Consider the following 7454-nt stretch of genomic DNA (forward strand, 5'->3'; position numbering starts at 1 on the left):
CCGCGCTTTTTCGGTTCGGTCTCGCTCATCGCTGTTCCATCTTCGGTTCGGCGGATCCTGGCTTGCGCCGCCGGGCCGGTATCGCTAGCGCAATGCCATGGCGCAGACGGACCGACCAGAGAATTCGAAGCCGCAGGAGCCGGCCGAGACCGATCTGCCGGTCCCACTGCTCTATCGCGACGCGATGATGCTCGTGCTCGACAAGCCGGCGGGCCTGCCGGTCCATCGCGGGCCGCAGGCGAAGCGGCGCGAAATCCCGGTGCTGACCGATTATCTCGATGCGCTGCGCTTCGGCCTGCCGCGCCGGCCCGAGCTGGCGCACCGGCTGGACAAGGACACCTCCGGCTGCCTGGTGCTCGGCCGCCACCCGCGCGCCATGGCCGAGCTCAACCAGATGTTTCGCGAGGGCCGGGTCGACAAGACCTATTGGGCCATCATCCAGGGCGGACCGGAGGAGGAGCAGGGGCTGATCGATCTGCCGCTGGCGCGCCGCGACCCCGATCGCGGCTGGTGGATGAAGATCGATCCGGCCGGCCTGCCCTCGCAAACGCGCTACATGGTTCTCGGCCGCGGCACGCTCGGCGGCGCGCCGATCGCCTGGATCGGCATGGAGCCGCTGACCGGCCGGACGCATCAGCTGCGGGTCCATTGCCAGGCGAGCGGCTGGCCGATGCTGGGCGACGAGATCTATGGCGACGCCCCGCGCGAGGGCGGGCCGGGGCTGCATCTGCACGCCCGCGCGATCACGATCCCGCTCTACAGGAAGCGCGATCCGATCCGCGTCGAGGCGCCGCCGCCGCCGCACATGGCGGAGGCCCTGCGCGCCTGCGGTTGGAGCAGCTGACCTCGCTCAGCTCACCAGCGCGTCGATGGCGCGCGCGAGCTTCACGTCCAGCTCCGTGAGCCCGCCGGCGTCATGCGTCGCGAGCGTCACCGTCACCATCCGATAGACATTCGCCCATTCCGGATGGTGGTTCATCGCTTCCGCCAGCAGAGCGACCCGCGTCATCCAGCCGAAAGCCTCGTTGAAATCGCGGAAGACGAAGCGTTTGGTGATCGCCTCGCGCCCCTGCACGGGCTTCCAGCCGTTCAGCGTCAGCAGCGCCTCGGCCTGCGCATCCGGCGAGAGGCGCTTCGGCGTCATCTGCGCATCTCGCGGGGCAGCCGGTTCGGATAGCAAGGCCCGAGCGGATAGGCCGCTTCCAGCACATAAGGACCGCCGCCGACCGAATCGCGCGACGACATCAGCGCAACCCGGCGCGCAGTGAAGGCGATGGGCCGAACGATCGGGTGCAGGCCCAGATGATGCGCCACCTCGGCGGGAGCCGTGTCGCGCAGCCGCGCCAGGGTGACGTGCGGCACGAATTTGCGGCCCTCCGCCGGCAGCCCGATTCGCCGCATCTGCCGTTCGATGTCGCCCTGCAAATCGGTCAGGGCCTTGGTCGGCTGCACCCGCGCGAAGACGGCGCGGGGCTTGTCGCCGCCGAAGCTGCCGAGCGCATCGAGCGTGATCTGGAAAGGATAGGCCGTGATGTCGGACAGCATGGCATCGACCTCATTGGCGGTCCGCCGGTCGACATCGCCGAGAAAGCGCAGCGTGACATGGTAGTCCGGCGCCTCGATCCAGCGCGCTCCGGACAGCCCGCCGCGATGCAGCGTCAATTCGGAAGCCACGTCGGCCGGAATTTCCAGAGCGATGAACAGCCTCGGCATGACGCGATTCCTGCCTGCGGAATATGACTCTGGCGAGACGGTAGGCGCGAAGCCGGCTCATGGGAACCGGTTTCGCCGCCTTTGCCCCGCTCAGATCAGCGTCAAGCCGGTGTCGAAACTACCCTCGTCGCCGGAAGGGCGGGCCGCCGTCAGGGGCAGGGATTGCCGACCCGCTGATGCACCACGTCGATCGCGGCGACGACATCGGCCGGGAGCGTGACATCGACCGAGGCGATGTCCGTTTTGAGCTGCTCCATCGAGGTCGCACCGATGATGTTGGACGTCACGAAGGAACGGCTGTTGACGAAGGCCAGCGCCATCTGGGCCGGGTCCAGCCCCGCCTCGCGCGCCACGGCGATGTAAAGCTTGATCGCCTCCTCGGCGCCGGCGGTCTGGTAGCGCTGGCCGCGATCGAACAGGGTGGTGCGGGCCCCGGCCGGGCGGGCGCCGTCGAGATATTTGCCGGTGAGGAAGCCTTGGGCCAGCGGCGAATAGGCCAGCAGCCCGACCTGCTCGTGCAGGGCGATCTCTGCCAGAGCCGTCTCGAAGGTGCGGTTGAGCAGGCTGTAGGCGTTCTGGATCGACTGGACGCGCGGCGTGCCGCGGACCTCCGAATCGGTGACGAAGCGCATCGTGCCCCAGGCGCTCTCGTTGGAGAGCCCGAGATGGCGGATCTTGCCCGCCTTCACCAGCTCCGCGAAGGCGTCGAGCTGCTCGGGGATCGCCGTCTCGTCGCCGGCCAATTTGTAGGCCGCCGGGTCGAACCGGGTCGGATTCGACCCCCAGGGCATCGGCCGCTCGGGAAAATGCAGCTGATAGAGGTCGATATAGTCCGTCCCCAGCCGCTGCAGGCTCTTCTCGACCGCCTCGAAGATCTGCTTGCGCGTCACCCGCGTCGGGCTCTTGTCGTCGCGGAACCAGGTGTTCCCGCCGCGCCCGCAGACCTTGGAGGCCAGGATGATCTTGTCGCGGTTGCCGCGCGCCTTGAACCAGCTGCCGATGATCTGCTCGGTCGAACCTTGCGTCTCCGGCTTCGGCGGAATGGAATAAAGTTCGGCGGTGTCGAAGAAATTGACGCCCTGCTCGAGGGCGTAGTCCATCTGTGCGTGGCCTTCGGCCTCGGTGTTCTGCTCGCCCCAGGTCATGGTTCCCAGGCAGATGACCGAGACGTCGAGATCTGTGCGGCCGAGACGGCGATAGTCCATGGCGAAGCAACTCCGGAAGCGGACCGGCCGGCCGCGATGCAAGAATCGGAGATACGCCGAAGCGGAGAACCCGCGGGCGGATCAGGATCTGGGCGGCAGCGTCGCGATGAAGCTCTCGACCGACGGCAGGATGTTGCGGACGATGGTTTTGACGCCCTCGGCCGTGGGATGAAGCCCATCCGCCTGGTTCAGCGCCTTGTCTCCGGCGATGCCCTCCAGGAAGAAGGGGTAAAGCACCAGACCGTATTTCTGCGCAAGCTCCGGATAGATCGCATCGAAGCGGCGCACATAATCGCCACCGAGATTGCGCGGCGCATACATGCCGGCGAGCAGGACCGAGATGTTGCGGCCCTTCAGCCGCGCGATGATCGTATCCAAGGCCTGCCGGGGCAGCGCCGGATCGAGCCCGCGCAGCGCGTCAGGGGCGCCGAGTTCGAGGATCACGCCGTCGGTGCCGTCCGGCACCGACCAGTCCAGCCGCTCCAGCCCACCCTGCGTCGTGTCGCCCGAGACGCCGGCATTCACGATGTCGACAGCGATGCCCTTCTCGCGCAATGCCTTTTCGAGCACGACGGGAAAGGCCGCGCTCGCCGGCAGATTGTATCCGGCGGTCAGCGAGTCCCCGAGAGCGACCAGTTTCAACGGACGTCCTCCCGTGTTCGACGGCGACGTCTGCGCCTGTGCGTCGCTGGCGGTCATGGGCAGCCCTAGCAGGCCGAGCCCTAGCAGCACCGCGAAAAACCGTCGCAGCGATTGGACAATCGGCACCCAAGGCCCATATCGCCTCGGAACGGAGCCAGGGCCGCCGGTTGCGGCGCGCCCGCGCAGAACATCTGTGTCGGTCATCATGAGGGGTCAAGTCGGGATCATGACGCGATGAATCAAGCCGCCGATCCCACGATCCTCGCTGCGCCGGCGGGTCGCCCCGCGATCGAACTGCGCGACGTCCATCTCAGCCTCGGGCGCGGCGCCGCCCGCGTCCACATCCTCAAGGGTGTCTCGGTGGCGCTGGACGAAGGGGAGGCCACGGGCCTCGTCGGGCCGTCCGGCTCGGGTAAATCCACCCTGTTGATGACGATGGCCGGGCTGGAGCGACCCGATTCCGGCCTCGTGACCGTCGCGGGGCAGGATCTCGGCGCGCTCGACGAGGACAGGCTGGCGCTGTTTCGCGGGCGCCATATCGGCATCGTCTTCCAGTCCTTCCATCTCGTGCCGACGATGACGGCGCGAGAGAATGTCGCGCTTCCGCTGGAGCTGGCCGGCGTCGCCGACGCCTTCTCCCGCGCCGAGGCGGAGCTTCGCAATGTCGGACTCGGCCACCGCATGGATCATTACCCGGCTCAGCTCTCCGGCGGCGAGCAGCAGCGTGTCGCCATTGCCCGGGCCGTGGCGCCCGATCCGGCGATCCTGGTCGCCGACGAGCCCACCGGCAATCTCGACGAGACCACCGGCCGCTCCATCGTCGATCTGATCTTCGCGCTCAAGCGCGAGCGCGGCGCGACGCTGGTGCTGGTCACGCATGATCTGGCGCTGGCCGGCCTGTGCGAGCGCACGGTCAGGCTGCGCTCCGGCGTGATCGAGACCGAAGACGCCGTCGTGGCCGCCTGACGATGCACGCCCCGTTCAAGCCGACGGGCCGGCAGCCCGCCTCTTCCCCCGGTTTCGCCCTGCCTTTCCGACTGGCACTGCGCGATCTGCGCGCCGGCCTGCGGGGCTTCGGCGTCTTCATCGCCTGCCTGGCGCTGGGGGTCATGACCATCGCGGCGGTGGCCTCCGCCTCGCGCGGCCTCACCGAGGGCCTGGCGCGCGAGGGCCGTCGCATCCTCGGCGGCGATGCCAGCTTCAGCCTGATCCAGCGCGAGGCGAATCCGCAGGAACTCGCCTTCCTGACCGCCCGCGGCACGGTGTCGAGCATCGCGACGATGCGCGCCATGGCCAATGCCGGGGAGAAGGGCTCCGCGCTGGTGGAGATCAAAGCGGTCGATGGCGCCTATCCCAGCATCGGCACGCTCGATACCGCGCCGCAGGAGCCGCTGCCTGCGCTGCTCGCCGCAGGCGGCGCCGAATTCGGCGCCGTCGCCGATCCCATCCTCTTCGGCCGTCTCGGGCTGAAACCCGGCGACACCGTCACGGTCGGCGGCGCCACGCTGCGCCTGCGCGCCGAGCTGGTGGCCGAGCCCGACAAGATCGCCGCGGGCGTCGGCTTCGGCCCGCGCCTGATGATGTCGCAGGAGGCGCTGCGCGCCACCGGGCTGATCCAGCCGGGCAGCCTCGTGCGCTGGACCTACCGCCTTTCGCTGCCGGCCACCGCCGCGAGCGATGCCGAGCTCAAGCGGCTTCTGGCCGACGCGGCCGCGCGGCAGCCGGATGCAGGCTGGGAGATCCGCTCGCGCGACAATGCCGCGCCGAGTTTCCAGCGCAATCTCGAGCGCTTCACCCAGTTCCTGACCCTGGTCGGCCTCACCGCCTTGCTGGTCGGCGGCGTCGGCGTCGCCAATGCGGTGCGCCGCTTCGTCGCCGCCAAGAAGCTCGATTTCGCGACTCTGAAGGCGGTGGGCGCCACCGGCGGCACCGTCGTCGCGATCCACCTGACGGAAGTGATGCTCGTCGCCGCGCTGGGCACGGCCATCGGCCTCGTGCTGGGAGCAGCTGCGCCCTTCGGCCTCGGCGCGCTGCTGCAGAGCCTTCTCCCGGTTCCCTTCGAGCCCAATCTGGCGCCGGCCGAGCTCGCCATCGCCGCGCTCTATGGCCTGCTGACGGCACTGGTCTTCGCCATCCTGCCGCTGGGCCGCGCCCATGACGTGCCGGTCTCGGCCCTGTTCCGCGACCAGATCGAGCCCGATCCGCGCCGGCCTCGGCCGATCTATCTCGCTCTTTGCCTGCTGGCATTGGCGGGGCTTGTCGGCGTCGCGCTCGGCTTCGCCTATGACCGGCGCATCGCGCTGATCTATATCGGCGCCATGCTCGGCGTCTTCGTGCTGCTGCGCGCCGTCTCGCTGGGGCTGATGGCGCTGGCGCGCCGCCTCGCGCGCCCCCGCAGCCCGGCGCTGCGCATGGCGCTCGCCAACAGCCACAGGCCGGGCGCCCTCACTCCCTCGCTGGTGCTTTCTGTGGGCCTCGGTGTCGCACTGCTGACGGCGCTGTCCTTCATCGATGTCAGCCTCACCCGCCAGCTCACCGGCGCCCTGCCCGACAAGGCGCCCCGCTTCTTCTTCCTCGACATTCCCAGCCGCGATTCCGCCCGCTTCGACGCTTTCCTAACGCAGGAACGGCCCGGCGCAAGGCTGGAGCGCGTGCCCATGATGCGCGGCCGCATCCTGCGCGTGAACGACACCCGTGCGGAGGACATCAAGGCCAGCGAGCAATCCGCCTGGGTGCTCGATGGCGATCGCGGCATCACCTATGCGGCGACCACCCCGGAGGGCTCGCGGGTCACGGCCGGGCAGTGGTGGCCGGCCGATTACACCGGCGAGCCGCTCGTCTCCTTCGACGCGCAGAACGCCGAAGGCATCGGCCTGAAGATCGGCGACCGGCTGACCGTCAACGTGCTCGGCCGCAGCATCACTGCCCGCGTCGCCAATCTGCGCACCATCGACTGGCGCTCCTTCGGCATCAATTTCGTGATGGTGTTCTCGCCCAACACCTTTGCCGGCGCGCCCCATACCGATCTCGCCACCGTCACCGCCACGCCGGACGGGGCCGGCTCCACCGACGCCGCGCTGATGCGCCGCCTCGCCGCCGAGTTTCCGGCGGTGACGGCGGTGCGCGTCAAGGACGCGCTGGAGGCGGTGAACACCATCGTCCAGCAGCTCGCCTTGGCGATCCGCGGCGCCTCGGGCCTCGCCATCGCAGCCAGCCTGCTCGTTCTTGGCGGCGCGCTGGCGGCCGGGCAGAGGGCGCGGCTCTATGACGCGATGATCCTGAAGACCCTCGGAGCGACCCGCCGATTCATACTTTCGTCGTACGCCCTTGAATACGCGGCCATCGGTTTCGTCGCCGCGCTGTTCGGCGTCATCGCAGGCACCGTGACGGGCTGGGGCGTGGTCACACAAGTGATGCGGATCGATTTCGTCAGTGATCCGACCGGGGCAGTACTGGCGGCGACTGCGGCGATCTGCGTCACGATCCTGTTCGGGCTCGTCGGCACGGTAAGAATACTATCGAAAGCACCGGCTTCTCATCTCAGGAATTTGTGAAAACCGATCTTGGGGCCGCTTCGTTAAACATTAAACCGCTGTAACTTTGCATCGTGGCGGGGCCGCGTTTCTATCGGCCCGGCGGCCTTAACCATGCCGCGCCCTTGTAAAGCCGTGAAATGCCCCTCATATTCCACCCATCGCGACGATCGTACGCGAGGATGGTTGGCGTCCAGGGCGCCGGTCGTCGTCCGAAACAACGTCAGGGGAAACTCTCTTAATGAGCAACTTCGACCGCAATGCTCCAGTCTGGGGTGCCGGCCGCGCACAGCAGACCAGCGCCGTCGAGATGGATCAGGGCCTGCGCTCGTTCATGCTCGGCGTCTACAACAACATGGTG

The 7454-nt window shown here is 68.3% G+C and carries 7 protein-coding genes; 3 read left to right on the top strand and 4 right to left on the bottom strand.

Annotated elements, in window-relative coordinates; all coding sequences use genetic code 11:
- Window positions 1-97 precede the first annotated feature (97 nt).
- On the top strand, window positions 98-844 hold the full coding sequence (locus ACOJTB_RS02625) for an RluA family pseudouridine synthase (RefSeq protein WP_420100964.1): 747 nt from the start codon (window positions 98-100) through the stop codon (window positions 842-844).
- A 6-nt stretch (window positions 845-850) separates the two neighbouring features.
- On the opposite strand, the gene ACOJTB_RS02630 is transcribed toward ACOJTB_RS02625, so the two are convergent.
- The 4 genes from ACOJTB_RS02630 to ACOJTB_RS02645 form a co-directional block, all read right to left on the bottom strand.
- Window positions 851-1144: a 4a-hydroxytetrahydrobiopterin dehydratase gene (locus ACOJTB_RS02630; protein ID WP_420100965.1), complete on the bottom strand. Its 294-nt coding sequence runs from the start codon at window positions 1142-1144 to the stop codon at window positions 851-853.
- Window positions 1141-1713, bottom strand: a complete 573-nt coding sequence (gene thpR, locus ACOJTB_RS02635) for an RNA 2',3'-cyclic phosphodiesterase (protein ID WP_420100966.1) — start codon at window positions 1711-1713, stop codon at window positions 1141-1143. The genes ACOJTB_RS02630 and thpR overlap by 4 nt, the downstream gene beginning before the upstream one ends.
- A 149-nt stretch (window positions 1714-1862) precedes the next feature.
- Window positions 1863-2918: an aldo/keto reductase gene (locus ACOJTB_RS02640; protein WP_420100967.1), complete on the bottom strand. Its 1056-nt coding sequence runs from the start codon at window positions 2916-2918 to the stop codon at window positions 1863-1865.
- 81 nt (window positions 2919-2999) lie between these two features.
- Complete coding sequence (locus ACOJTB_RS02645; RefSeq protein WP_420100968.1) at window positions 3000-3617, bottom strand: arylesterase; 618 nt, start codon at window positions 3615-3617, stop codon at window positions 3000-3002.
- Between the two features lie 177 nt (window positions 3618-3794).
- On the opposite strand from ACOJTB_RS02645, the gene ACOJTB_RS02650 reads away from it, so the two are divergent.
- Both ACOJTB_RS02650 and ACOJTB_RS02655 read left to right on the top strand, forming a co-directional pair.
- A complete protein-coding gene (locus ACOJTB_RS02650) occupies window positions 3795-4526 on the top strand; it encodes an ABC transporter ATP-binding protein (protein WP_420100969.1) in 732 nt (243 codons plus the stop codon).
- 2 nt (window positions 4527-4528) lie between these two features.
- The gene (locus ACOJTB_RS02655; protein ID WP_420100970.1) at window positions 4529-7114 is read left to right on the top strand and encodes an ABC transporter permease; all 2586 of its coding nucleotides are present in this window, start codon (window positions 4529-4531) and stop codon (window positions 7112-7114) included.
- The last annotated feature ends 340 nt before the right edge of the window (window positions 7115-7454 follow it).

It is taken from the genome of Allobosea sp. (assembly GCF_048595345.1).
In the GTDB taxonomy this organism is placed as follows: Bacteria; Pseudomonadota; Alphaproteobacteria; order Rhizobiales; family Beijerinckiaceae; genus Allobosea.